Here is a 1108-nt window from a genome sequence, read left to right as displayed (position 1 = left end):
CGGTCTTCGTCAACCCGCTGCAATTCGGCGCGGGTGAGGACCTCGACCGCTACCCGCGCACCCTGGACGCCGATCTCGACCTCGCCGGCTCGGCGGGCGCCGACCACGTCCTCGCCCCCTCCGCCGAAGAGGTCTACCCCGGCGGCCCGCCCGAGGTCCGGATCAGCGCGGGCCCCATGGGCGAGCGCCTCGAAGGCGCGAGCCGCCCGGGCCACTTCGACGGGATGCTCACCGTCGTCGGCAAGATGTTCCACCTCGTACGCCCCGACCTCGCGCTCTTCGGTCAGAAGGACGCCCAGCAGCTCGCGCTCGTCCGCCGCATGGTCCGCGACCTCGCCTTCGGCATCGAGATCGTCGCCGTGCCCACCGCGCGCGAGAGCGACGGACTCGCCCGCTCCAGCCGCAACCGCTACCTCTCCCCGGACGAGCGCGCCGCCGCCCTCGCCCTCTCGCGGGCGCTGTACGCGGGCCAGGACGCCGCCGCGCGCGGCGAAGGCCCCGAGGCGGTACGCGCCGCCGCCCGCCGCGTGCTCGACCGGGCCGCCCAGGCGGCGCCGCCCGTCGTCCTCGACTACGTCGCGCTCGTGGACCCCGCCGACTTCACCGAGATCACCGGCGCCTTCCCCGGCGCGGCGGTCCTCGCCGTCGCCGCCCGCGTCGGCGCCACGCGCCTCATCGACAACCTCCCGCTGGCCCCGGCCTCCGGGCCCGCACCCCTCCCCGGAGCCACCCCGTGAACGCCGCCCAGCCGCCCATACCCCGCGAAACCCTCCGCCTCCCCGCCCCCGCACCCGGCTGGAGCCGCGAGGCGGACGTCGTCGTGGTCGGCTCCGGCGTCGCCGGGCTCACCGTCGCGCTGCGCTGCGAGGCGGCCGGACTGCGTACCGTCGTCGTCACCAAGGCGCGGCTGGACGACGGCTCGACGCGGTGGGCGCAGGGCGGGATCGCCGCCGCGCTCGGCGAGGGCGACACGCCCGAACAGCACCTGGACGACACGCTCGTCGCGGGCGTCGGCCTGTGCGACGCCGACGCCGTGCGGCTCCTCGTCACCGAGGGCCCGGGGGCCGTGCGCCGCCTCATCGAGACGGGCGCGCGCTTCGACACCGAG

The 1108-nt window shown here is 77.1% G+C and carries 2 protein-coding genes; both read left to right on the top strand.

Annotated features, from left to right (window positions below; genetic code table 11):
- The coding region (panC, locus tag SSBG_RS11785) for a pantoate--beta-alanine ligase (RefSeq protein ID WP_078491275.1) at positions 1-737 on the top strand (737 nt) is incomplete at its 5' end.
- The coding region (locus tag SSBG_RS11780; RefSeq protein ID WP_037869526.1) for an FAD-dependent oxidoreductase at positions 734-1108 on the top strand (375 nt) is incomplete at its 3' end. The genes panC and SSBG_RS11780, both read left to right, overlap by 4 nt.

This window comes from Streptomyces sp. SPB074 (genome assembly GCF_000154905.1).
Taxonomy (GTDB): domain Bacteria; phylum Actinomycetota; class Actinomycetes; order Streptomycetales; family Streptomycetaceae; genus Streptomyces.
This window is presented reverse-complemented; position numbering and strand designations above follow the sequence as displayed.